Origin of the sequence: Paenibacillus sp. AN1007 (assembly GCF_040702995.1) — a bacterium.
Taxonomy (GTDB): Bacteria; Bacillota; Bacilli; order Paenibacillales; family Paenibacillaceae; genus Paenibacillus.
In genome coordinates, this window is the sequence record NZ_CP159992.1 from 1,180,465 (window position 1) to 1,203,345 (window position 22,881).

The following is a 22,881-nucleotide window of genomic DNA, read 5'->3' on the forward strand; positions in this document are numbered from 1 at the left end:
TTCCAATTTCCATTCTATAATCATCAGCATATGATAAGTCGCACATATGGAGGAGCCTGTCATTCACAGGCCCTCCTTATCTTTTAGGCCGGGGATTGTCCCGGTCTATCACTGGAAAAGGTGATATGAGTACACATTGCAGGAGGCAGACATGAGTTCCATTTATAGAAGTGAAGAAGGAAAGAGCAGTATTCTCGAAGAGTACGAAATTTATTTGAGTGAGTTGGGTGAAGGATTTACAAGAGAGTATGTGGAGACACGTTTCGGAAAAACGCATGTTTTGTTAACCGGACCGGAAGGTGGCAAGCCATTATTTATTCTTCAGGGCGGCAATTGTGTGAATCCGATGACACTGTCCTGGTTCTCTTCCTTATTCCAATCCTATCGGATCATTGCACCGGATACGATTGGCCATCCCGGGTACAGCGAGGAAGCGAGCATCTCGGCACGTTTTGACAGCTTGGCCTTGTGGGTATCCGATCTACTGGACCATTACCAGATCGAACAAAGTGCATTTATTGGTCCCTCTTTTGGCGGCGGCATTATTCTTCGACTGGCTACTTATATCCCAGAGCGCATTGCATGTTCGGTTTTGGTGGCGCCAGCGGGTCTCGCTCTCAATTCGAGAATGAAAACTGCTCATGATATTACACTTCCACTCGTCAAGTACCGTATGACTTCTTCGCCAGCTTCTTTGCAAAAGATCACGGATAATCTGTCATGCCATTGTATGAAGGAAGCAGATAAAAACTTGATTGGTAAAATTTTCAAATACGTCAGTCTGGAGCAGGATTTGCCTAAACTTGCGGAACGAGAAGAGCTTATCAACTATAACTCGCCGACACTGCTGCTGGTAGGGGAGAAGGATGTCTATTTCCCGGGGGATAAATGCATTGATCGTGCCCGTCAGATTATTCCGAACGTACAGGCAATCAAGTATGATACAGGGCATTTTCCGTCTCAGGATGTGCTGCAGGAGATGAATGCCGAAATTCAGCAATTTTTAAGCAGGCACTACTAGAAGCAGTACCGATTGTTTGCAAAATGACTTAGAAAGATCAATAAAACGCAGCGTTGAGAACACGGGGCAGTTCGCATTTTTGCGAATGAATTAAAGAAACTGCCCCTTCTGTCGATACTATGTATAGAAGAGTGTGCAGACACATCTTCGGACTGGATTATGGAAGCTTGAACGAATGAAGACTTTCTACGAAGAAATGTTTCAAACTTCGTGATTTGGTTTATATAGATGGTTGGCGATGAACGGCCATCCGGTTGGACTCATCCATGATGAGTTGATGGATCAATAACAAAGTCATGCGGCAAGTCTTCCGATCGACAAGGTTGAAAAGAGGTTTGTTATGAGAAAAGATAATTGGAATATGGCACTGCAGCGCAATGTCATTTTAAATGATACATATCAGGTACGGCAGGTTCTGACCTGCAGTGAGCTGGCGATTGTGTATGTTGGACGGAATCGGCATACAGGTACAAAAGTGGCCATCAAGGAGTTTTTCCCTGAGCGAATCGCTGCACGTCAGACGGATAAACGCAGGGTGTACTGTGCATCCCGAGGATATGGCGGACAATTTCAGGAATTGCTGTCTGCGTTTCTTCAGGAAGGGGAGCTGCTGTCCTCGCTAAACCATCCGCACATTATTTCGTATGTGGATCACTTTGAGGCTAATGATACCGGGTACCTGGTCACGGAATACTGTACCGGCTTGATGCTGACAGATTATTTGAATGAGCGCAACCATGCACTTCAGGCAGAATTTATTACAGATACGCTGCTGCCGCTGGTGGACACACTGGATTACATACATAAACAAGGCATTCTTCATCGGGATGTCAAACCATCCAATGTGATGGTGATGGAAGATGGTACGCCGAAGCTGCTGGACTTTGGTTCAGCTGTCCGCTGGCCGACACAGACCGGAATCAAGCAGGCTATTTTCACCTCCAAAGGATATTCGCCGCTTGAGTTTTATTCAGAAAGATCCGTGCAAGGGCCGATGTCAGATATTTATAGTCTGTCCGCCCTGCTTCATTACTGGACCTGTGGTCAGCCGCCGATGGATGTTAAGCAGCGATTGTTCCAGGATGAACTGCCATCGGTGCGCAAACACAATGAATATGTGAATCCATGGCTTGCCCGGGTCATTCATTGGGGGCTAGTGGTTCGATCGGAGAAGCGCTGCACCTCTCTGTCCTGGGTGAGAAGATCACTGCGTGTTCAGGCTTTGGTGTGGAAGGTTCGCAAGCCTGGGCCAGTGGAGTGGCTGCTCGAAGAGAACGAGCATACTCAGGTCTACGAGCCGGAGCCGAAGAACCAACATGAGACGGCCTGACCGTGGTGAGTTTCAATGAAAGCGGAGTAAGACTGTGTTGCGTATAGCTGTGGTGTTTAAAGGAGACCAAATCGACTCTATCTGCAGAGAAGATTTGGTTTTTTACTATTTTGGGTTTTACTATAATAAAGGTAGAGTTAATCTAGTATAAGCACGTTGGAGGAAAGAGGGTTGTGAACGAATGGAGTTTGAATTTCATGTTACCCTAAGTGATCTGAGCCAGCAGGAAAAAGAAATCTTTATCCGTATCTGCAGCGAAGAGAATGTAAAACCGGTCCTGATCGAGCTCGATCAGGGAGAGCACATCCATCAACCCATGATTACGAGCATTGTCCATAGCGAGGATTTTCAGGATGTACAGCGTGTCATTGAAGAGATTTCAATAACATTTAGGAATAACGGGTTTACTGTGGTACGTACAAAAGTAGAGATACCGGCTAAGGAGGAACGGTTTTTCAAACAACCGATGGTGCCTCAGTCCAGACCCTATTTTGAATGGCATGGTAAAGTGCAGGTGGATGATGTGCACAGACTGAAGCAAATATGTGCGGGTACAGGCGGTCATATCTCCCGTAATTCTCTTCATAAGGATGGTAGTATCCGATTTGTGACTGTGCGAGAATATGAACATGCGGATCACTTTTATCGTAGCGTCGAGGAAATTCATAACATTTTGCAAAGCAATCAAATTGAACTGATCAAGCAACAATATGAGCTGTGTATATATGATAGTCGGGAAGAGTTGGATCGGGGCTGGATCTGATTGAACCAGCTTGATGTGTTTAAGATAAGATTGGAGGAAAAGTTGTGACGAGAAACGGGAATGACATACCCATCCATTGCTTCAATGAAGACGAGAGATTAATTATTGTTTTGGAAGCGCTATTGAAACGGGCTGCGCTAGTCCATTCATCCTTTATTTTGAAAGGTAGCCTGTTAACGAGACAGTACTTGGATAATCCAAGTCTGCGCTATGCTGAGGATATCGACTTTTTGTATAAAGGTACGATTGAACATGCGGATCAGGCCAAGCAGATTTTTACGGATTGGATGATTCAGGTGACTGAACTTGATCTGAATGATGGAGTCCATTTTCGCAGCTTTCGGGAGAATGCATTCTGGCGTGAAATTGATTACGCAATGGATGATGACTTTCCAACGGTGAATACCGATATTGCCTATGCGATCCAGAGTGAGTCCAGTGAAGGGAATCGGTACGAAGATGAGCTTTTTCTTGATATTTCATTTAATCTGAAGCTGGATGCAGAGCCTGTGGAGTTAAACTACCAACCGTTAAGAGGTGAGCCTTTTGTAGTTCCCTACACAGTTCAGCTGTCCACTCAAGTCGCTTGGAAGCTGCATCAGACGATTGTGAGACCGAGGTTTAAGGATCTATATGATCTGCAGTATCTCGTATCTCACCTGTCCTATGACAACCAGGCTGTAGAAGATACGTTACAGACCCTCGTTAATGAATGCAGCATGACGGCTAGGATTACGAGTGAAGATATGAAGAAAATATTAGTCGAAGATTTGCATCCACTGTATCAAGGTCTGGAAAATGATTATCTATTGAAGCAGCTTGCAGGGGATCGGGTACCTGAAATTTATTTTATGGAAGTTGCTACTCGCTTGCGAAAAGCGCTGAATCGTGCGGGTATCCATCAAGAGTCTTTCAAACATCTGCCGTCCCCGATATGGAATAAAGGATAGAACGGAGAATATGGATATGAATGATTTTATGAACAAGGATGATAAGAATGATGTTATTTTGGGCACAGCAGCCCATGAACTGGAGCAGATGGTGGAGCAGGTCTGCGAACTGATTGGCACACCGCTCCCAGAAACGACAGAACTGCAGCGTCAAGTGCTTGCGGCTTTTGGTTTTGGCGCAGTATACAGCATTACTCATCGGGATCGCCTGGCAGAAGCTCAGGCGCATGCACTAAGTATTCGTATGCTGATCAAGCCGTTTAATTACAGCGAACAGCAGGCTGTTGATTTTGCCGATGATCTGATTCGGGTTGCATCGAATGAAAAGACTCATCCAGTGATGAATACAATTATTCATCGAGGGATTAACGGGCATATTCAATTTACTCAGGAGGACTTCGAAGCGCTCGCACGCAACATTCAGGAGATTTTGGCGGCAGTACAGGAGCAGAGTTAGAATTAGGGGGTGAACGCCATGGACTACATGAAATTGAGCAAAGAGCTTTCTTATGCATTGCGGCATGCTCCATGGGAATACGAGCTTGAACTGGATGAAGAGGGTTGGGTGGAGATTTCGCAATTGCTTATCGCTCTGAACGAAAGCCCGCAATGGCGTGACGTTACAGAGGCTGATCTGACACAGATGATTGCAGGTTCAGAAAAAAAGCGGCACGAGGTGCATTCGGGGCGTATTCGTGCGCTCTATGGCCATTCCACACCGCAGAAAATTTCCAAAGCAGCTGCTCAGCCCCCGGAGATGTTATACCACGGTACACCTGTGCATGCCGTGGCTTCTATTCTGAAGCAAGGTCTGCAGCCAAGGCAGCGGCAGTATGTACATCTGTCTGCTGATATGAACACGGCACGCCGGGTTGGAAAAAGGCGAGATGCTCAGCCTGCCATTCTGCACATTCATGCCGGACGTGCCGCACGTGAGGGTATTTTATTTTATCATGGCAGCGAAAATATTTGGCTGGCTGATGCTGTTCCTGCACGTTATATTGAGCAGTGACAAACCAGCTGCAGGTTAATCTTCATCATCGTATGCTGCTCAGAGTTCAGACTGGGCCTAAAACATGTAAAAAGGGCTGTTCCCCGTCATCCTATGACGTATGGAACAGCCTTTTTTAGATCCCGATTGGATCGACGAGTGCAGATCGCAGCACGGTTAGTTTATTTGCCCAAAATCGCTTTAAAGCCTTCGCTTAGCGGTTGAACTGGACGACCAAGCAGTATTTCGAGTGTGTCACTCTCTACAGCCAGTGCACCTTGACGGATTGCTCCCTGCATCTCAACCAGCATGGATACAACAAAGTCAGGCAGTCCTGCACCTTTCATGATATCCGCGTAAGCAGCGTCGTCCACATTTTGTACGTTGATTTCCTGTCCGAGTACTTCACCTGCAATGGCAGCAAGCTCAGCCTGTGTACGCAGTTTGCCAGACAATTCATATACTTTGTTTTCGTGTCCTTCGCCTGCAAGTACGGCAGCAGCAGCTTCAGCATAATCACGGCGGGCAGCCCAGCCAACTTGACTGTCACCCGTCGCATGCACCCAAGGAGCGCCATGGGTAACAGCCTGTACACTGCCAGCTTCGTTTTCAAGATACCAATTGTTGCGCAGGAAGGTGTAAGGGATACCAGACTCACGAATGGCTTGTTCGGTCTTACGGTGTACCTCGGCGAGAGAGAGCGGGTTATGGTCCGCATTGACAACACTTGTATAAGCGATGTAACCGACCCCAGCTTTTTTAGCAGCTTCAACAGCAGTCTGATGCTGACGAATGCGTGTCTCATTATCTCCGTCTGTGGAGATGAGCAGCAGGCGATCTACACCTTCAAAGGCTTTCTCCAGTGTTTCCGGCTGATCGAAATCACCTTGACGAACATCTACGCCTTGGAAGCGCAGTGTATCTGCTTTCTCCGGTGAACGCACACTAACTGCCAGATTCGAGGCGTCCTGCGTTTTCAGAAGTGCTTCAACGACCAGTGATCCTAAGTGACCTGTTGCGCCTGTAACTAACCATTTCATTTTGTTTCCTCCTTAAGGATGTATATAGGGCGTGTCTTGAAACCCGCTGAAGTGCATCTTTTACCCCCTTTTCGCCCCCTGCTGCGTCACTTTCCCTTGACGTGCCCCGGCACGCCTGCGGGAAACTTCCTGGCATGGAACAAAAATTCGGCAAAATTGGCTTTCTTCAGCGTTTTCAGACACACCCTAGATGATCCATTCATTCGTTAGTTTATTCTTTTTCTTCTTTGTAACTATAATAGTTACAACATAATAGGAAGTCAAGTTTATTCTTTTGATTAACGTTACTTATGAAATGAATTGACAAATACGAGCTTGAATATATAATTTGGAATAACTACATAGATTTACACAAGAAACAAATCGTTCCATTCAAAATGAAGCAAGGAGTGATGCCTGCCTCTTCTCATAACATTGGGTCATGATTTTTTGCCTCTCCCTCAATCTTTATTAGACAAAAAATCGGCGGCTTATGCCAATGAAACAACCAAGTAGATGAGAGGAGCCATGTTCGTTTATGCTGCTGCGAATGCTCAGAAACGATTTAATGAGGAAAAAAGGAATTACTGCAGCACTGTTTATATTTGTACTGCTTGCTGCTTTGTTAGTTTCATCCGGTTCTCGCATGATCATAGAGCTGACAAGTTCCATTCAGTACCTGTTCTTTGAGTCCAAGACACCTCATTTTGTGCAAATGCATGCTGGAGAACTGGATCAGGCCAAGGTGAATACCTGGGCTAAAGGAAATACAATGGTTAAACAGCATCAGATTGTCGAGATGGTTAACATCGATGGAGCTGACATGTACCTCGGCGCTGAATCGGAAAAGAACACGGTTATGGATATTGATCTGGTTACACAAAATCAGCAGTTCGATTATCTACTGAATCTGAACAGTGAGATTATTCAGGTTCGTGACGGTGAGATCGCAGTACCCGTCTATTATTTGCAGCAAAACAAATTAAACATCGGTGATCAGGTTCGGATTAACAATGGAGCGTTTGAACGTTCTTATACCATTGTTGATTTTGTACGTGATGCGCAGATGAATCCGTCCGTTGTGCACTCCAAACGATTTATCGTTAGCCCGGCGGAGCTGCAGCAGTTGAAACAGGGTGTCGGGGAGATGGAGTATCTCATCGAGTTCCGTCTGCATGATCCTTCCAAAACCAGTGAGTTCACGCAAGCCTATCAAAATGCAGGACTGCCTAATGCTGGTCCGGTGGTGACATACGGTTTGTTCCAACTGCTCAATGCGATGACTGACGGAATTATTGCTGCTGTCATTATTTTGGTCAGCCTGGTACTGATTCTGATTGCCATGCTGTGTATTCGTTTTACGATGCTTGCAGCCATTGAGGAGGATTACCGCGAGATCAGCGTGATGAAAGCCATCGGTATTGCCGAGAAAGAGATCAAGCGGCTCTATCTTGCCAAATATGTGTTCATGGCAGGTGTGGCCTGCATATTGGGATATACGGCTTCGCTTGGATTGAACCAGCTCTTCATATCCAATATCATGCTCTATATGGGAAAAGCACCGACTGCTCTGCTGCATTTCGTCGTGCCTCTGCTTGCGGTGGGTTTGATCTTTGCCATGGTTGTCCTGTTCTGCCGCGCAGTGCTGCGTCGTTTTCGTTCGATTTCTGCTGTGGAGGCCCTTCGTACAGGAAGTCTGGGCGATACCCAGATGGCTCGAAACCGGCTAAGATTGTCATATAATCGCTGGTCTTCCGTACCTGTTTTTCTCGGGATCAAAGACGTCATGCAGCGTGTTAAAATGTTCCGTTTATTATTATTCGTGTTCATCATCAGTTCGTTTATGATGATTGTACCGCTTAACTTTTTGAGTACACTGCAGGCTTCAAGTTTCATTTCCTACATGGGTGTGGGGCAAAGTGATATTCGAATCGATCTCAGGCATACAGATGATGTAGAGCAGCGTTATGCACATCTGCTGAACCAGATTAAAAATGACGCAGACGTTCAAAAGTACTCACCTCTCGTAACAAGCCAGTTCAAAATTCGTAATGCAGAGGGCAGCTACGATAATCTGAGCGTGGAAAGTGGAGACTTCAGCATTTTTCCTTTGTCTTACCTAAGTGGAAATGCTCCAGCGAACCATCAGGAGATTGCGCTCTCGGATGCAAACAGCAGTGAACTCAAGCTCAACACGGGTGATCAGTTAACCTTGCGGGTCAGTGGTAAGGATAGGGTGATGACGGTAAGCGGTATCTATCAAGATGTGACGAATGGCGGAAAGACGGCGAAGGCGCTGCTGCCTTATAACCCAGATCGTGTGCTCTGGTACGTCGTCAGTGTGAATCTGAAGGACCGCGAAGTTATGGATGCGAAAATTGCAGCGTATGAGAAAGAATTTTCGCCAGCGCGCGTAACGGATCTTCGAGGATATTTGAATCAAACCCTTGGCGGTACGATACAGCAATTAAAATTGGTGACGACACTTGCGCTGACTATTGGTGTCTTCATATCCATTTTGATTACTTCACTATTTCTGCAGATGATGGTTGCCAAAGATAACCATGATATTGCAGTAATGCGGAGTCTCGGATTTGCTTTATCTAAGATCAAGCTGAAGTATATGGTGATGTCACTCACCATTCTGATTATAGGTGTGGCAGCAGGTACGGTCCTCTCCAATACACTCGGGCCGAAGCTTGTTAGCGGTATTATGTCATCGTTTGGTGCTTCTAAGATTGTGTTTGTCATCAATCCGGTGCAGGCATATGTGCTGTGTCCTTTATTGCTGGCAGGAACGATCACCGTTACGGCCTGGATCAGCATTCAGTCGATTCGGGAAACCAGCATTTCGAAAATGATTGTGGAATAAGGAGGTGCAGCAGTGACAGCGATACTTGAAGCAAGAGATGTGAATAAGTCTGCAGGTGTGGGTGAAAATGAGGAGCAGTATATTCTGAAAAATATCAATCTGCAGCTTGAAAAGGGAGAATTCGTTTCGATTATGGGCCCATCGGGCTCGGGCAAATCGACCCTCCTGTATACCATCAGCGGAATGGATCAGATCAGTACAGGCAGCGTGTATTTCAATGGCAGGCCCATATCAGCATTTCCGGAGAAAGAGCTGGCAAGTCTGCGCTTGACTCAAATGGGTTTTATTTTTCAGCATATCCATCTGCTCAAAAATTTGAATCTGTTCGATAATATCATCCTTTCCGCTTATCTGGCTAAGCACAGCAGTAGAGATGCCATTAATCGACGTGCGATGTCTTTGATGAAAAAAATGGGGATTGACGGGCTGGCCGAGCATAATATCACCCAGGCTTCAGGGGGACAGCTCGAGCGGATCGCAATCTGCCGGGCATTGATCAATAATCCGGATATTATATTCGGAGATGAACCGACCGGAGCACTGAATTCCAAATCTACACAAGAGATCATGGATATTCTTGGTGATATCAATGCTTCAGGTACAACAATTTTACTCGTGACGCATGATGTCAAGGTTGCATCCCGCTCGGAACGAGTGCTGTTTATGATGGACGGACAGTTAGTGGCAGACAAAAGGTTCGGTAAATACGAGAAAGAACGAGAAGATTTAAAAACTAGAGAACATCAGTTAGGACAATGGTTATCAAGTATGGGGTTCTAAACATAAAACATAATGATTAAAATAGACCGACGGTCGGTCGATGAGGGAGAGGCTTTATCTATGAGAGTGATGAAAAATCCGGAGGAACGTAGAAACGAGATTCTTGATGCTGCCGAGATGTTGTTTGTGACCAAGGGCTATACCAAAGCAACCATCATGGACATTCTTCAGGCATGTGACATAGCTAAAGGCACATTTTATTATTATTTTCAGTCCAAAGAAGAAGTGATGCATGCAATCGTCATGCGTTTTATTATGAGCGGTGTAACTGCAGCAAGGCGCATTCTTTCCAATTCGGAACTGAGCGCTCATGAGAAAATTTTTCACATCATTACGGCCCAGAATCAACCTGACGAGCGCAAGCTGGGAGTCATTGAGCAGCTTCACGATGTCCAAAATGTAGAGATGCATCAAAAAAGTCTTGTTGAAACGGTGCTTCAGTTAAGTCCTATCCTGGCTGAGGTCGTAGAGCAGGGGATTCAGGAAGGCGTATTTAATACGCCAACACCTAGGGAAAGCATCGAATTTTTGCTGGTGTCCTCACAATTTATTCTGGATCAGGGTATCTTTCAGTGGGAGGAAAAGCAGTTCATGAAGAAAATCGAAGCTTTTGCGGATATCATGGAACGTGTTTTGGGAGCAGCGCCAGGAAGCTTTGCTTATGTTACCCGCTTATATTTCCCATATCAAGATCAAGGTTAGTGAGGAAGAGGAAAGAAGGGAGTAACATCCGATGGAAAACAGGGTACAGCATTCATTCCGCAAATTCCTGATCGTTTGGTTGGGTCAGCTGATCTCGATGATCGGAATCGGACTGACCGCATTCTCACTAGGAGTGTATGCTTTCGAAAAAACAAACACAGCAACCAGCGCAGCACTGATTACGTTATTTACGTTTTTGCCTAACATTCTGCTTCGCCCTGTTGGAGGGGTGCTTGCTGATCGGTTTGACCGCCGTACGATGATGATCATCGGGGATCTTGGCTCAGCAGCCGGGCTTGTTTTTATCCTGTCTATTATGCTGGCCGGGGATATTCAATTATGGCATATCTATGTGGGGGTGGCGTTCAGTTCCGTATTCACGGCGCTGCAAAGCCCGGCATATAAAGCATCAGCCACAGACCTGCTGGATAAGGATCAGTTCTCCAAAGGCAGCGGACTGGTGCAGCTGGCGGAATCCTCCAAGTTTTTGTTTTCACCTATTATTGCAGGTATACTGCTCAGCGTTACAACGATTGAAGTTATCATGATCATTAATATCGCAACGTTCCTCATTGCCATTCTGGCCGTGCTGGTTATTCGCAAGAGCATGAAGGTAGAGCGGGAAAACAAGGAAAATCACAGCTGGTTAAGCGATATACAGGAAGGCTGGAGAGAGGTCGTTACGAACAAGGGCGTGCTGCTGCTTGTCATTATTATTTCTCTCGTCACCTTCTATCTCGGGTTTCTGGAGACGCTTATTGGTCCAATGCTGCTGTCGTTTACCGACGCCAAAACGCTGGGGACTTTTCAGTCCGTTAGTGCCATCGGAATGCTGATCAGCAGCTTGTGTATCGGTATTTTTACAGTGACCAAGAAATATGCAAGTGTGTTGACTGCAGGTTTAGTGATGTGTGGTCTGGCTTTCTCGCTGCTGGGTGTATCAACGAATATTTTCTTTATTATCTTTGCGGGTTTTTTGTTCCTGTCATCACTGCCGTTTGTGAATATGAGCGCTGACGTGTTAGTCCGCAACAATATCGCCAACGACAAGCAGGGAAGAGTGTGGGGAATTATCGGTATTTTGTCTCAGCTTGGCTTCGTTATCGCGTACAGCTTGGCTGGATTTTTGGCGGACCACGTGTTTAATCCACTACTGGTGCAGGGGGGCATGCTGGCATCATCTGTAGGCCAAATTATCGGAGTTGGACCAGGCAGAGGCATCGCTTTGCTGTTCATTATTGCAGGCTTGTTTGTTATACTGATCGGTCTCGTAACGTCACGTCTTAAAATGATTAAGTCACTGGAGCAGCAGGGTAACATGACGTCACCACCTGATGTAGGCGGGTTGGCACACGATTAATATGGATCACAGATTGAAACAGCAAAAAGCTCAGTCCATGGATAAAGTCATCCGGTGGGCTGAGCTTATTGCTGCAGGAGGGCTTCTTCGGTTATTTTGCGGATATCAAACGGGGAGCGGATTCCTTCTTCGATAATGTCAGGCAGGATGTGGTTCAGAAAATAACGAACACAGTGGAGATCGATGTTTTTGATCTTGATCAGTGCATAGCGATACATAACGATGAATTCTTTTTCCGTATTGCCGCGCTGCAGTTCTGCGAATGCTTCATACACTTGATCCATTTTGTCAGCAACTTCAAGAATAAGCCCTTCAACAGAGTTATCTTTGCCTTCGCGAAGCTGTCTGCGGAAAATATCCTGAAACTCCGGCGGAATATTCTCACTGATAAAATGAGATACCATGCCTTCTTCCACCTGCTGCAGCATGGAACGAAGCTCTAGCGAATAGTGTTTGACCGGCGTTTTGATATCACCAATGAAAATTTCGCCATAATCATGGCTGCTGGTGATCTCGTATAACTTTTTCCAGTCAATGCTCACGCCCTGCTGCTCTTCAATATCGGCAAGTGTTTTAGCATACTGCACCACTTTCCAGGAATGAGCGGATACACAATGTTCTTCAAATTTGAATTTGCCGGGGGTTCGAATAATACGCTCGAGATCGTTGAGTGACCGGAAGTACGTATGGATTCCCATAGATGTGATCATCCTTTGCAAGTTTGGGTAGTCGATACACCGACTATACTGGTGTTATGTTAACCCGAGATTAAAGATGTATGCGCCCTTTGTTAATTTGTAAAATGAAGATCAAAAAGCCACGAGAAGCTGAAGATGCAGCATTCCCGTGGCAGTGAGAAGAAAGAAGGTATAGGATATTCCAATCCCGCCTCAGCAATCAATGAGTTCGATTGAACGCAGTGGAACTGGACAGAATGTTAGGTTATTTCGCTTTTTTACGTACTGGTGAAGTGTACCAGTAAGCCATACCGACAAACAGGGCGCCGCCAATGATGTTACCAAGTGTGACCGGAATCATGTTGTGGAACCAGCCTGCCAGAGAGATTGTATCCGGGTGATTAGGCAGCAGCCATGCCAGGGACAGAAGGGTCATATTGGCTACGCTGTGCTCATAACCGCTCGCGATAAAGGCATATAGACACCACCAGATGAGAACCAGCTTGGCGATATCCTCTTTGGAACGGGAGGACATCCAGATCGCCAGACAGACGAGCCAGTTACAGAGAATGCCGCGGAAGAAAAGTTCAGTCACTGGAGCTGCCATCTTTTTGGCCGAGACAACGAACAGCAGATGCTCCGGAGTGGCTGCTTTGAACAAACCGCTTCCTACAATCAGCAGGCTGAGCAGGACAGCACCGATCAGGTTGCCGAGAAAGACAAGTCCCCAGTTTTTCAGCGTATCATTCACTGTGGTCCGTCCGGCAAGGGTGCTCATCGTAAAAAACATGTTGTTGCCTGTAAACAGTTCAGACCCGGCAAAGATCACCAGCGTCAGGGCGAGTCCGAAGGACATGCCCATCAGCATCGTCTGCAGCGGCGATTGCGCCGCGAGCAGCGGGGCCCCGATACTAAAGATCAGGATAATACCCAGTCCTACATATGCACCTGCCATCAAGGCTGCGACCATGTATCGCGGCAGGCTGGCATTCATCTGGTCTCTTTTTTTGACGGCTGCTTCAATAATTCCTTCAACACTTGGTGTATACATCACGGTTTCCCCCATTAGTCAACATCTATCTCAAATCTATGGTTGTTACAGCTTGAATCTATACAGCGATCCAGACCTGATCATGTTCCACTTTGACAGGGTACATCTGTACTTGACCTTGGTCAGGTGCCTGCACTTGTCCTGTCGTCAGATCAATTTTCCAATCATACAGCGGATCATATAGATAGTGTCCTGAGACAATGCCTTCAGCCAGCGGCCCACCCTTAGGGTGGGGGTTATGGTTGTCAGCAGCGAAGATGGTGCCGTCCGATGCACGGAAAACCGCGAGCTGCAGATTTTCAATCTCTACAACTCTGCCGATGCGGGGTAGAAATTCATCTACAGCTCCAGCCGGGAAGTACGTGCCTGTTTGTTGGGTAGTCATCGTAAACCACTCCTTTATCCAAATTTAATTTTATCTACTTTATTGAATCTATTCCTGCTTATGGGCGAGCCGAAACTTCAATGCTGTGGAACATTTTGCTTTGGCCTTCCTCATCACGAATCGCTTTTTGCCATGGCTCTTCCACATGTTCAAGGGCGAACTCGATCCGCTGCATCAGCGCTTTACGTTCTTCAAGGTTATCGACAACTACCGAACGGATATGCTCCAGTCCCATGCGTTCCACCCATTCGGAAGTACGCTCCAGATAATTACCTGTCTCGCGATAGTACTGCATAATGGCTCCGCACAATTCGATCAGTTCATCATCCGTTTTTACTTTACACAGCGTGTCCGCGAGTCTTGCTTTGATACCGCCATTACCCCCGATAAAGATTTCCCAACCGCCGTCGTTGCCGACGATTCCAATATCTTTTGTGCAGGCTTCTGCACAGTTCCGAGGACAGCCGTTCACCGCATATTTGAATTTGGCTGGCAGATCCAGCCGCTCGAATTTGCGTTCGATTCTTGCACCCATCGCCATCGAATCCTGTGTGCCGAAGCGGCAGAATTGGGAACCAACACATGTTTTAACGGTACGAAGCGATTTTGCATAGGCATAACCTGAAGGCATATCGAGTTCAGCCCATACTTTTGTCAGGTCTTCTTTTTTAACACCGATGAGATCCAGACGTTGACCGCCCGTCACTTTAACTGCCTTAATGTCGTATTTGACTGAAACATCAGCGATCCGTTTCAGATCGGCTGGTGTGGTTACCCCGCCGTACATCCGAGGTACAACGGTATAAGTTCCGTCTTTTTGAATGTTTGCGTTCATTCGTTCGTTAACAAACCTGGATTCTTTTTCATCCTCGTGTGTGTCTGGATTGATCATGCCCAGATAGTAGTTGATGGCCGGACGACATTTCGAACATCCCTCAGGCTGGCTCCAGCCAAGTACGTTCATAACCTCTTTGGTCGTCTGCAGTCCTTTTTGTTTAATCTCTGCTACGATTTCATCACGCCCCATAGTGGTGCATCCGCAAATTCCTTGTTTGGTACTGGTGCTGAAGCTGTCTCCAAGCACGTATTGCAAAATCTGTTCCACCACCGGTTTGCATCCTCCGCAAGAGCGGGTTGCACCCGTGCAGGCTTTGATCTCATCAACTGTAGTCAAACCTTGATTGGTAATGACATCAACGATAGCACCTTTGGTTACGCCGTTACATCCGCAGACAATTTCGTCTTCGGGCATCGTTTCAACAGAGGTCGTTTTTTTGTGACCGCCGCAGCCTGTGCCCATGAGTGAACTGTACAATTCTTCTGTCATTTCGGTCTGATTCTTGATCAGTTTTTGCAGTTCAGCGGAGTCCGTAATGTCACCGAAAAGTACAGCACCTACCATTTTGTTGTCTCGAAGCAGAATTTTTTTGTACGTCCGTTTCCAGTCGTCTTTCTGTGAAATCACGGTATGTTCAGTGCTGTCGATGAATTCGCCAGTAGAGAAAACATCCACACCCGAGATTTTCAATTTGGTCGATACAACCGAGCCTTCATACGGAGCAGTTTCGACGCCGCAGATATGTTTCGCAAGAATCATGCCCTGTTCGAAGAGAGGCGCAACAAGCCCGTAACACACACCGCGATGTTCGTTACATTCTCCGACAGAGTAAACGTCTTTCAGCGAGGTCTGCATGTAGTCATCCACAATGATGCCCCGGTTGACTTCGATACCGCTTTCGCGGGCTACAGCTGTATTTGGCTTGATTCCAACAGCCATCACTACGAAATCAACATTCAGCACGGAATCGTCAGCAAAACGAATACCTTCAACCCGTTGGCCGCCGAGCAGTTCAGCAGTTTGTGCTCCCATTTTGAACTTGATTCCCTGGCGTTCCAGTTCGGCTTTCAACATGGCAGAAGCTTGCGGGTCCAACTGGCGTTCCATCAGATCATCCATCAGGTGAACAACGGTAACATCCATACCCAGCTGCACAAGTCCTTTAGCTGCTTCCAGGCCTAGGAGTCCGCCACCGATGACCGCCGCTTTTTTATATTCTTTTGCAGCTTCGAGCATGACATTGCAGTCTGCAATGTCACGAAATCCTACGACGCCTTGCTTGTCATGTCCGGGTACAGGAAGGATGAAAGAACTCGAACCCGTTGCAATAATAATTTTGTCGTACGGAGTGCGCTGTCCATTTTCTGTTACAACTTCACGACTCTCTGCATCAATGCGGGCAACCGTTGTTCCTGTGTGAAGAGTAATACCATACTCCTCATACCAGTGAAGATCATTCAGTACGATATCATCAAGCGTTTTGCTGCCTTCCAGTACATACGACAGCATAATCCGATTGTAGTTAGGATAAGGTTCTGTTCCAAAAACCGTAATATCAAAGCGTGAAGTTAATTTTAAAATTTGCTCCACGGTGCTGATCCCGGCCATACCATTGCCGATGACAACTAATCTTTCTTTATTTCCGTTCATGTGTAGCCCTCCCTTGGATAAATACTGCGAGAATACCAACATTTTTAATTTCTTATATTTTATATTTTAAACTATAACACGTATTTCCAGTTAATAAATGTGATTAATTTCACTAATTACGATAGATCATTCATATAAAAATAAGTGTGATGAGCATCACGAATATAAAAAAAATTTTGAGAAATGAGAAATACGAACTATTGTTCTTGTTTTTCTTTCGTTGTATGATCAGATCGGGGTCGGAACTAATCCCTATTTCTTCGAAAGGACGTTTTTGCAACATGATGGGAAGATCCCACCTCATTATCGGTACAGGCGTTTCACTATCCGTTCTGCAGCTGCTCGGAATGCCTGTTACGGCTCCAGCTGTAACGGCTGCCTTGATTGGCTCACTGCTGCCGGATATCGATGAACCCAATTCATTGCTGGTATCCAAAGCGCTGCCTAACAGCCTGATTCGGCTGCTGCAGACGGTTCTTTTGCCTGCGGCTGTATTTGTATATTTTTACGTCCCAGCAAAACCGTGGAATCTGCTTCTCGCCATTCTCATCGGGCTTGTGTCGTTTCTGCCATCGCGATCGCTGCGTAAAGTGCTCATGTTTGCCATCGGGCTGGGCCTTGTTTTTTATGGTCATGCTTTTGCACCGTGGAATTGGATAGCGGGCAGTCTGCTTATGCTGTGTACAACACTGACGCACAGGGGATTGACGCACACGCTGTACGGAACGGCTGTGTGGGCAGGACTGCTGTACAGCACAACGCAGGTGCAGGGTCCGGAAATCTGGGTTGCAGGAGGTTCTGCTTATGCCCTCCATTTAATTGCGGATTCGTTGACGAATCGGGGGATTCGCCCTTTGCCGCCGTTTAAGCTCCGGATCCGGGCAAACCTGATGAGTACAGGGACCAAACATGGAGCGGTCGTAGAGAACGTGTGTGTGGTATTGACACTCATTTTAGCTTGGTTTGCGTTCTCGCCTTTATTTCTGTAGAACAGCAGGAAACGCCAGCCCATTTCATATGGACTGGCGTTCTTCAATCAACAAGTTGTTTTTATCACGCAGGAGAGAGTCAATGGCGACTGCCTCGGAACCGGCTGCTCAATACCCTGTAAGGAGACAAGCAGGATCAAACTTTTGTAGGTGTACCGCTAAGCGTATCGATATCTGTAGAACCAAACACAAATAAAACGACAAGAATAAGTACAATTAACGTCTCGGCAAATCCAACTCCATCAAACTCAGACATCACAGCCACCTCTTTTCTTGCCTGCATTTAGGAATTCATGCGCTGCTGAAAAGCCTGAATCACATCATTCAGGGTCATATCGCCGCCCGTTTCATCCAGGAATTGTACCAGTTTATCTGAATTGGACGGTTGTACCTTTTGAAGTGTTTTATACTGGCCTACTAATTCTACAACTAAGGTAGCTTCTCGAAACAGCGTGACCGCATCCACTCTTAACTTCCCGCTGACCAATAACGCTGCAACAATCAGTTCCAGTTTCTTTCCATTCATATTGCCACCTAGAAGGGTACTCGCAGCATTGGTTTTTCTAGAACCTTTATTTGATTTACCATTCCTTCCTGCTGCCATATAAAGGTCCCCCGCTAATTTATATTTAGTGATTTCATAACTGGTTATGGGTCTTTCATTAAGCTATCTTATGTAATTGATCTCCAACATGTTCTACGATCCAGCTATTTATGAAACCAATCGAAAGAAAAGATACCCTCGAAGAACTTCGATAAGGTATCTCTGCAGTTAAGCTCTACATATTTTCTTAGCATGGATCAAGCATTATTAATAATTGTCTCCATCGTTGTACGGTCGAGACCCTTCACCAGCTTGACGATCAGCTCTTTGGCAGCATCATAGTCATCCGTGTGAATGATGGAAGAAGAGGTGTGGATGTACCGACCGCAGATGCCAATAACGGTGGAAGGTACGCCAATACCGCTCAAGTGGACCTGACCTGCATCGGTGCCGCCCGGCGAAATAAAGTACTGCATTTTAATCTGATTGGAAGAGGCTGTGTCCTGAACATATTCAACGATCCCACGATGTGTGAACATTCCCGGGTCGAATATGCGAAGCAGTGCACCTTGACCGATATGTCCAAAGGACTGCTTATCTCCAGTCATGTCATTGGCTGCGCTGCAGTCCAGGGCAAAGAAAACGTCTGGCTGAATGAGATTGGCTGCAGTACGTGCACCGCGCAGTCCCAATTCTTCCTGTACCGTTGCTCCCGAATAAAGGATGTTGGGCAGCTTCTCCTGATGCAGTGCTTCCACAAGTTCAAGCGCCAGCCCAACACCATAACGATTATCCCAGGCTTTAGCCATAATTTTCTTGGGATTTGCCATCGGCGTAAATTCACAGATCGGTACAATCTGCATTCCCGGATGAATCCCCCATGATTCTGCCTCGGCACGATCATCTGCACCAATATCCAGATACATAGAATTCAAGTCTACCGGTTTGCTGCGCTGGGATTCATCCAGCAGATGCGTAGGCGTAGAACCGACAACACCGATAATCCGACGTTCAGGAGTTATGATCTGAAGACGCTGCGACAGCACAGCTTGACTCCACCATCCGCCAAGTGGACGAAATTTAATCATACCTGTTTCCGTGATACCCGTTGTCATAAAGCCCACTTCATCAAAGTGTCCGGCGACCATCACTTTCGGTCCAGATTCATCTCCCCGCAGAACACCGAAGAGACTGCCCAGGCGATCTTGTACAAATTCATCGGTATACGCAGACATTTGTTCCTTCATCCATCCGCGCAGTTCACGTTCAAAACCGGAAGCGGAAGGGAACTCCGTTAACGTTCGGAACATGTCCATTGTTTTTTCATTCATGTGTCCAACAACTCCTCTGTTGATATGTATATCAGGTCACAGCAGAACGGCTGCCGGCCTGATGTCCTCTCTTGAGCAAAGGACTTAATTATTAACCACTGGTCACATTATAGTATGAACCTTGTACAAGTGATTGTCCATGTTTATGTTACGTTTTTAAGGCATGAGTTTGCTGGGCCCAACTTCATTTTCCGTCTGTATTTCCGCGATTGTCCCAAGCCTGCAGCCGCTTTCCTGAATAAGATTATAGAAGGGGAACTCGTTCCTCTGCATGCATTTTGTTCTGCTAAGCTTAGTACCGCATGGGGAAGGAGCAGGGATATCAGATGAAGCCTCCTGAGGAAGGTCATGAGAAGGTGCTGTTCATTGTACTTTTTATTTTGCTCGTCATCATTCTTCTTTATTTATAGATTCGAAAGATTGTAATCATTACTGCGGCGTGATCTCCTATACATTCCCCATCTCCCCCATTTTGGAAACATATGCTGTTCCTCGCCGGATACATAACCTTCCCGAAAATAACAAACAATGAATAGAAGTGATTCTCATCGGCATTCAGCTGCCGCTCTAAACATTCACATAAAGGAGGTCCTGTGCTTGCCAGAACAATCTGCAGCCGGAAAAAAGAAAACCTCATCGCTGTCGATGGATGAAAAGGAATATAAAAAGGTAGCCAAAAAACATGAGCCTTCACGCCCCATTTTGAAAAACTGCATCAAAGCTTTCCTCGTAGGGGGAACTGTCTGTTTGATTGGACAAGCCATTCAGGAAGCCTTCATGGCCGGTATGGACATGACGTCCAAAGAAGCTGCCAGTCCTACCGTGGCCGTCATGATTCTGATTTCGGTTATTCTGACCTGTCTCGGTGTATACGACAAAATCGCACAGTGGGCGGGAGCGGGTACGGGAGTGCCCGTGACGGGATTTGCCAATTCCATGTGTTCGGCTGCGCTGGAGCATCGTGCTGAAGGGCTTGTGTTAGGTGTCGGAGCAAACATGTTTAAACTTGCCGGTTCCGTCATTGTTTTCGGTGTTGTAGCCGCGTTTATTATCGGGATTGTGTATGCCTTCCTGGGGTTCGGGGGTGGGCATCTATGAAACGACTGGGCCGCCAGACATGGGAATATGATCATCAGCCTCGAATCATTGGCAGAGCAACCGTTGTAGGACCGGATGAAGGGAAGGGACCCTTATCTTCTGATTTTGACTACATCTATGACAATCTGGAGATTGGTGAGAAAACATGGGAAAAAGCGGAGCGTAAACTGTTCGAACAGGCTTCCCAGCTTGCATTGGTGAATGCCAATCTCACAAAGGAAGAGCTGCATTATTTTGTTGGTGGCGATCTGATGAACCAGATCATCAGCAGTTCATTCTCTGCACGACAGCTTGGGGCTCCTTATCTAGGCGTATTTGGTGCCTGCTCAACTTCGATGGAAACGCTGGCGCTGGCTGCCATGATCGTGGATTCCGGTGCCGGAGATTACGTGCTTGCCGGAACCGTAAGCCATAACTGTACGGTGGAGAAACAGTTTCGGTATCCGACGGAGTATGGCTCTCAAAAACCGCCATATGCACAGTATACCGTCACAGGTTCTGGATGCGGTGTTATTTCTCGCACGGGTGAAGGGCCGGTGATTGCGAAAGCAACCGTTGGCCGAATTATGGATCTTGGCATCAAGGACCCGTTTAATATGGGAGCTGCCATGGCACCGGCAGCAGCCGATACCATTATTTCGCACTTCAGAGATACCGGGCTTGAACCCGGTTATTATGACCTGATTGTTACAGGAGATTTGGCCTCCGTTGGTCTGCCTATTACCAAGGAACTGCTGCATAAGGAAGGCATTCCGATGGAACAGACGGTTTTCAATGATTGCGGATTGATGATCTATGATCGTGAAAAACAGCCTCAGGTTGTTGCTGGAGGAAGCGGCTGCGGGTGTTCCGCGACCGTGACTTACGGTCACATTCTGAACCGGATGCAGAAGGGGGATTTGAAGCGAGTGCTCGTCGTTGCAACAGGAGCGCTGCTTTCGCCCCTCTCCTACCAGCAGGGTGAAAGCATTCCTTGTATTGCACATGCGGTAGCTATTGAACAGGGGGGGTGACATACATGCAATTTCTATGGGCTTTTATCGTTGGTGGTCTGATCTGTGTTATCGGACAGCTGTTGATGGACGGTGCAAAGCTGACGCCAGCACATACGATGAGTACTCTTGTGGTAGCAGGTGCGGTAGCTGATGCATTTGGTCTATATGACCCTTTGGTGAAGTTCGCAGGTGCAGGTGCATCCGTGCCCATTACGAGCTTTGGCAATTCCTTGGTTCACGGAGCATTGACCGAATTAGAGAAAGAGGGCTGGATTGGCGTAATTACCGGTATTTTTGATTTGACGGCTGCGGGAATATCGTCGGCGATTATCTTTTCTTTTCTCGCGGCGCTGGTTGTTCGCCCTAAGGGTTGACCTTTCAAATAAGCAAGGGCTTCGGATAAATTTATCCGGGGTCTTTTTGTCGTTTTCATGCGATAACTGCGGCGAATCCGACGACTGGAAACAAATTGTGAGTTCCTTCGAGTGTACTCGTGAGTCTGGATCATGTACAATAAAAGGAAATCTGTATGCTTTTTTAGGAGGTTAGACCACATGCCTGTGCGCAAAGAGTCGATCCAAATCATATCTGCAGTTCGTTCTAATCTGGAATCCTGCATTATGGGGAAATCCTTTGAAATTCAACTTTTACTCACAGCTTTGCTTGCAGGCGGACACGTTCTGATTGAAGACGTACCGGGAACGGGCAAAACACAGTTAATCAAAGCACTGTCCAAATCGATGCGCGGAGAATACCGCCGTATTCAGTGTAATCCTGATATTTTACCGAGCGATATTACGGGGGTATCCGTTTTTCATCCGAAAGATGAGCGTTTCTATTTCCGGCCCGGCCCGGTTATGACCAATATTTTGCTGGCGGACGAAATCAACCGTGCAACGACCAAAACACAGTCCGCTCTGCTCGAAGTCATGGAAGAACGCAGTGTAACTGTAGACGGTGATACCTACAATCTGCCTCATCCTTTCATGCTGTGCGCAACTCAAAATCCGATTGATTTCGAAGGAACATATACGCTGCCTGAAGCGCAGCTTGACCGTTTTATGTTAAAGATCAGTCTCGGTTATCCTGACAAGGATATTGAAAAAACACTGCTGAAGCAGCATCAATCCGGTCAGCCTGTGGACCGGCTGCAGTCGGTAACCCATATGGATCAGATTTCGGCGATTCAGCAGGAGATCAAGGAAGTGTTCATCGGGGATCCTGTAATGGACTACCTGCTGGACGTTGTTCGCCACACCCGCTCCCATCCGTCTGTACTGCTGGGTGCCAGCCCAAGGGCAGCTATTTCCTTTATGATGGCCGTGAAAGCTTTTGCCTTCCTGCAGGAGAGAGACTACGTGCTGCCGGACGATGTGAAAACGATGGCTCCGTATGTCATATCTCATCGTATCGTACTTCGTCCGGAATCCAGACTGGACAGCATGAGCTCGGAGGCCGTTCTGAATTCCGTGTTACAGCAGGTTCGCGTACCTGTATCGATGGGGCAATAGTTGATGAGACCGCTTTTGACTACA

22 protein-coding genes are annotated in these 22,881 nt (G+C 46.7%); 15 read left to right on the forward strand and 7 right to left on the reverse strand.

Annotation, left to right across the window (positions count from 1 at the left end; translation table 11 throughout):
- The first annotated feature begins 151 nt into the window (after positions 1–151).
- From ABXS70_RS05445 to ABXS70_RS05470, 6 genes are all read left to right on the forward strand, one after another.
- Positions 152–1,021, forward strand: a complete 870-nt coding sequence (locus ABXS70_RS05445; protein ID WP_342552176.1) for an alpha/beta hydrolase — start codon at positions 152–154, stop codon at positions 1,019–1,021.
- Between the two features lie 340 nt (positions 1,022–1,361).
- Positions 1,362–2,351 (forward strand): serine/threonine-protein kinase, encoded by a 990-nt coding sequence (locus ABXS70_RS05450; protein ID WP_342552175.1) that lies wholly within the window; start codon positions 1,362–1,364, stop codon positions 2,349–2,351.
- 181 nt (positions 2,352–2,532) lie between these two features.
- A complete protein-coding gene (locus ABXS70_RS05455; protein ID WP_342552174.1) occupies positions 2,533–3,114 on the forward strand; it encodes a hypothetical protein in 582 nt (193 codons plus the stop codon).
- A 44-nt stretch (positions 3,115–3,158) separates the two neighbouring features.
- The gene (locus ABXS70_RS05460) at positions 3,159–4,064 is read left to right on the forward strand and encodes a nucleotidyl transferase AbiEii/AbiGii toxin family protein (RefSeq protein ID WP_366294532.1); all 906 of its coding nucleotides are present in this window, start codon (positions 3,159–3,161) and stop codon (positions 4,062–4,064) included.
- 16 nt (positions 4,065–4,080) lie between these two features.
- The gene (gene imm48 / locus ABXS70_RS05465) at positions 4,081–4,521 is read left to right on the forward strand and encodes an Imm48 family immunity protein (RefSeq protein ID WP_342552172.1); all 441 of its coding nucleotides are present in this window, start codon (positions 4,081–4,083) and stop codon (positions 4,519–4,521) included.
- Positions 4,522–4,539: 18 nt separating this feature from the next.
- On the forward strand, positions 4,540–5,076 hold the full coding sequence (locus ABXS70_RS05470; RefSeq protein WP_342552171.1) for an RNA 2'-phosphotransferase: 537 nt from the start codon (positions 4,540–4,542) through the stop codon (positions 5,074–5,076).
- A gap of 161 nt (positions 5,077–5,237) precedes the next feature.
- On the opposite strand, the gene ABXS70_RS05475 is transcribed toward ABXS70_RS05470, so the two are convergent.
- On the reverse strand, positions 5,238–6,095 hold the full coding sequence (locus tag ABXS70_RS05475) for an SDR family oxidoreductase (protein WP_366294535.1): 858 nt from the start codon (positions 6,093–6,095) through the stop codon (positions 5,238–5,240).
- 517 nt (positions 6,096–6,612) lie between these two features.
- Here ABXS70_RS05475 and ABXS70_RS05480 point away from each other — a divergent pair.
- From ABXS70_RS05480 to ABXS70_RS05495, 4 genes are read left to right on the forward strand one after another with little or no spacing between them, the layout of a single operon-like run.
- A complete protein-coding gene (locus ABXS70_RS05480) occupies positions 6,613–8,946 on the forward strand; it encodes an FtsX-like permease family protein (protein WP_366294538.1) in 2,334 nt (777 codons plus the stop codon).
- Positions 8,947–8,958: 12 nt separating this feature from the next.
- Complete coding sequence (locus ABXS70_RS05485; protein ID WP_366294541.1) at positions 8,959–9,726, forward strand: ABC transporter ATP-binding protein; 768 nt, start codon at positions 8,959–8,961, stop codon at positions 9,724–9,726.
- A gap of 60 nt (positions 9,727–9,786) precedes the next feature.
- Positions 9,787–10,428 carry a TetR/AcrR family transcriptional regulator gene (locus ABXS70_RS05490; protein WP_366294544.1) on the forward strand — a complete coding sequence of 214 codons (642 nt, stop codon included), beginning with the start codon at positions 9,787–9,789 and terminating at the stop codon, positions 10,426–10,428.
- Positions 10,429–10,459: 31 nt separating this feature from the next.
- Positions 10,460–11,788, forward strand: coding sequence for an MFS transporter (locus tag ABXS70_RS05495; RefSeq protein ID WP_366294547.1), 1,329 nt, complete (start codon positions 10,460–10,462; stop codon positions 11,786–11,788).
- A gap of 65 nt (positions 11,789–11,853) precedes the next feature.
- Here the strand turns inward: ABXS70_RS05495 and ABXS70_RS05500 are convergent, their stop codons facing one another.
- From ABXS70_RS05500 to nirB, 4 genes are all read right to left on the reverse strand, one after another.
- Positions 11,854–12,486: a YfbR-like 5'-deoxynucleotidase gene (locus ABXS70_RS05500; RefSeq protein ID WP_342552165.1), complete on the reverse strand. Its 633-nt coding sequence runs from the start codon at positions 12,484–12,486 to the stop codon at positions 11,854–11,856.
- Between the two features lie 244 nt (positions 12,487–12,730).
- Positions 12,731–13,516 (reverse strand): formate/nitrite transporter family protein, encoded by a 786-nt coding sequence (locus ABXS70_RS05505; protein ID WP_342552164.1) that lies wholly within the window; start codon positions 13,514–13,516, stop codon positions 12,731–12,733.
- A gap of 58 nt (positions 13,517–13,574) precedes the next feature.
- Entirely contained in the window at positions 13,575–13,901 is a 327-nt protein-coding gene (nirD, locus tag ABXS70_RS05510) for a nitrite reductase small subunit NirD (protein WP_366294552.1), read from the reverse strand.
- Between the two features lie 58 nt (positions 13,902–13,959).
- Positions 13,960–16,389: a nitrite reductase large subunit NirB gene (gene nirB / locus ABXS70_RS05515; protein ID WP_366294555.1), complete on the reverse strand. Its 2,430-nt coding sequence runs from the start codon at positions 16,387–16,389 to the stop codon at positions 13,960–13,962.
- Between the two features lie 281 nt (positions 16,390–16,670).
- Between nirB and ABXS70_RS05520 the strand changes: the two genes are divergently transcribed.
- Positions 16,671–17,378, forward strand: a complete 708-nt coding sequence (locus ABXS70_RS05520; protein WP_342552161.1) for a metal-dependent hydrolase — start codon at positions 16,671–16,673, stop codon at positions 17,376–17,378.
- Positions 17,379–17,661: 283 nt separating this feature from the next.
- Here ABXS70_RS05520 and ABXS70_RS05525 read toward each other — a convergent pair whose 3' ends face one another.
- Both ABXS70_RS05525 and ABXS70_RS05530 read right to left on the reverse strand, forming a co-directional pair.
- The gene (locus tag ABXS70_RS05525) at positions 17,662–17,982 is read right to left on the reverse strand and encodes a hypothetical protein (RefSeq protein WP_366294558.1); all 321 of its coding nucleotides are present in this window, start codon (positions 17,980–17,982) and stop codon (positions 17,662–17,664) included.
- A gap of 197 nt (positions 17,983–18,179) precedes the next feature.
- Complete coding sequence (locus ABXS70_RS05530; protein ID WP_342552159.1) at positions 18,180–19,253, reverse strand: M42 family metallopeptidase; 1,074 nt, start codon at positions 19,251–19,253, stop codon at positions 18,180–18,182.
- Between the two features lie 645 nt (positions 19,254–19,898).
- On the opposite strand from ABXS70_RS05530, the gene spoVAC reads away from it, so the two are divergent.
- From spoVAC to ABXS70_RS05550, 4 genes are all read left to right on the forward strand, one after another.
- The gene (gene spoVAC, locus ABXS70_RS05535) at positions 19,899–20,351 is read left to right on the forward strand and encodes a stage V sporulation protein AC (RefSeq protein ID WP_342556406.1); all 453 of its coding nucleotides are present in this window, start codon (positions 19,899–19,901) and stop codon (positions 20,349–20,351) included.
- On the forward strand, positions 20,348–21,364 hold the full coding sequence (gene spoVAD, locus ABXS70_RS05540; protein WP_366294561.1) for a stage V sporulation protein AD: 1,017 nt from the start codon (positions 20,348–20,350) through the stop codon (positions 21,362–21,364). The genes spoVAC and spoVAD overlap by 4 nt, the downstream gene beginning before the upstream one ends.
- A gap of 5 nt (positions 21,365–21,369) precedes the next feature.
- Positions 21,370–21,720, forward strand: a complete 351-nt coding sequence (gene spoVAE / locus ABXS70_RS05545) for a stage V sporulation protein AE (RefSeq protein WP_090914950.1) — start codon at positions 21,370–21,372, stop codon at positions 21,718–21,720.
- A gap of 180 nt (positions 21,721–21,900) precedes the next feature.
- Entirely contained in the window at positions 21,901–22,857 is a 957-nt protein-coding gene (locus tag ABXS70_RS05550; protein ID WP_366294565.1) for a MoxR family ATPase, read from the forward strand.
- The last annotated feature ends 24 nt before the right edge of the window (positions 22,858–22,881 follow it).